Annotated in this window: 5 protein-coding genes; 2 read left to right on the top strand and 3 right to left on the bottom strand. The window is 26.2% G+C overall.

The genetic code is table 11. The annotated features are described in order from the left end of the window. Positions 1 to 7: 7 nt before the first annotated feature. On the bottom strand, positions 8 to 412 hold the full coding sequence (locus ACFP1Z_RS33655) for a hypothetical protein (RefSeq protein WP_198968529.1): 405 nt from the start codon (positions 410 to 412) through the stop codon (positions 8 to 10). A 188-nt stretch (positions 413 to 600) separates the two neighbouring features. Between ACFP1Z_RS33655 and ACFP1Z_RS33650 the strand changes: the two genes are divergently transcribed. Both ACFP1Z_RS33650 and dcd read left to right on the top strand, forming a co-directional pair. Then, positions 601 to 912 (top strand): hypothetical protein, encoded by a 312-nt coding sequence (locus ACFP1Z_RS33650; RefSeq protein ID WP_198968528.1) that lies wholly within the window; start codon positions 601 to 603, stop codon positions 910 to 912. A 6-nt stretch (positions 913 to 918) separates the two neighbouring features. Beyond that, positions 919 to 1,395: a dCTP deaminase gene (dcd, locus tag ACFP1Z_RS33645; RefSeq protein ID WP_198968527.1), complete on the top strand. Its 477-nt coding sequence runs from the start codon at positions 919 to 921 to the stop codon at positions 1,393 to 1,395. 49 nt (positions 1,396 to 1,444) lie between these two features. Here dcd and ACFP1Z_RS33640 read toward each other — a convergent pair whose 3' ends face one another. Next, entirely contained in the window at positions 1,445 to 1,624 is a 180-nt protein-coding gene (locus ACFP1Z_RS33640) for a ribbon-helix-helix protein, CopG family (RefSeq protein WP_343819166.1), read from the bottom strand. After that, a complete protein-coding gene (locus tag ACFP1Z_RS33635) occupies positions 1,621 to 1,866 on the bottom strand; it encodes a hypothetical protein (protein WP_198968526.1) in 246 nt (81 codons plus the stop codon). Before ACFP1Z_RS33635 ends, ACFP1Z_RS33640 begins: the two co-directional genes overlap by 4 nt. Between the last annotated feature and the right edge of the window lie 168 nt (positions 1,867 to 2,034).

Below are 2,034 nucleotides of genomic sequence, written 5' to 3'. Positions count from 1 at the left end.
AAATATTTTAACTTACATATCCAGTTGGGCTTCCAGTTATAATATTAACTACAGCGTCAAGAACTTGTGGATTTGCGTTAAAGGCTGAAATATAATATGCTTTCAAACCGCTAATCATATTTACTAATGCCGGGCCACCACCAATCCTATTAAGTGCTCTAGCTATCTTTAATGCAAAACCTTGATAAACTGCCCTGTTAGGACCAGTTATTCCATATTGTGATAATACTGCACTAACATTTTCATTTATCGCGGTAAACTTAGGTACATTAGTCTGGAAATTTTGTTGGGCAACTGGAGCTACATTTGACAATATAGTACTAGCGACTGTTGGATTAGAAAATGCGTTAAATTTAGCTTGCCATTTCGCGTACCTTTGTGAATAACTTCTTGGCGTTCTGCCTTTTGCCATATTTGGTCAATTACAATTAATGATTTGAAATTAATAAATTTTCACGTCTTATACATAATATTATGTATATCACGTTTAACATTTGCAAAAAATAATATGAAAATAATTTCGGAGATTATATATTATATCATAGACTATATCATAGAATACGAAAAACTATTAAATTGTCATATTGTTCTAACTAAAATATGGAAATTGATATAAAGAATGAGTGTAGAAAATATATAATTCAATTTCGAAATTGGTTAGAAAGTAGATACTCTGACAATATTTATTTCTTTAATGTTTTTGAAGATGAAGAAATAATATTAATACAAATAAAAATAAATATGAAGAAGAAAGAATACGAAAAAATTGGAATGTCTATCTTAAAATATTTAGTTCATACTTTCAAATATCCAAATTATATAAAAGTAAATTGGAGATATGATAGAAATATGTTTAAAATCTCAGTAATTTGTGGAGAAATAAATATGTCAGAAACTGAAAATAAGAACTGAGAAAAGATGATTTTATCAGATAGAGATATAAAAAGATATATAAATTTAAATAGACTTGTAATTGAACCTTTAAGTGAGGATACAATTAGAGAAAATGGAGTAGACTTAAAAATTGGAAATGAAATAGTTAGAATAAAAGAAAATATGACGAAAGAAATAAGAGATGAATTTATAATTTATCCATATGAACATGTTCTCTTAACAACTAAAGAATATATAAAATTACCAAATGATATTATAGCATTTTGCAATTTAAGATCTACATTTGCAAGAAAAGGATTATTAATTCCGCCGACTATAGTAGATGCGGGATTTGAAGGACAATTAACTATAGAACTTGTTGGTTCTTCAATTCCAGTAAAACTAAAAACAGGAGAAAGATTTTTACACTTAATTTTTGCAAGAACTATAACGCCAGTCGAAAAGCCATATAACGGAAAATATCAAGGTCAAAAAGGAGTAACTTTAGCAAAAAATGATTAAAAAATCAAAAAAATAATATCTTATTTTTTATGGATATTTTATGCACTTTTCATAACTTTATTTTTTCAACTTTAGCTTTTGGAACTGGTTCATTTTTCATTTCGTCTACTACTAATTTCTCTATTGCTAACCTTATTACTTCTGACCTGTTCATCTTATGTTTCATAGCATAAGCCTCTAGTAATAGTAACATTTCATCTGGAATTTTAAATGTGACAATCTTCATCATTTCAAATCACTGCTCCCGAAAACTATTATTTCTCCAACTGTTATACTTACGCTATTATCTTTGCTAAATATCAATTCAAAACGATAATGTTTATTATTGATTTCTAGATATCCTACTATCCTATTTCTCTTTTTTGCATAAAATAGAATTTGTGGTTCTACTAAAAAATTAATATTTTTAGTTATTATATCTTTTATATCTTTTTTATTTAAACTTTTTATGACTTCTTCTACTTGACTCATGTTCTCTATTTTTACATTTTATATTATGACATTTTTATATCTTTTTACTCTTCTATTTTTTCATTAAAAAAGTGATATAATGCATTTTTGCTTAAACTCACAAGATTTACAGATATAATTATTAACTCCTGGAACTTTTTTATAATCTGTTTCTTTTAGATATTCTTT

The organism is Streptomyces gamaensis (assembly GCF_042656465.1).
GTDB lineage: Bacteria > Actinomycetota > Actinomycetes > Streptomycetales > Streptomycetaceae > Streptomyces > Streptomyces gamaensis.
Note: the sequence above shows the minus strand (reverse complement) of the source record. Positions and strands in the feature narration are given on the sequence as shown.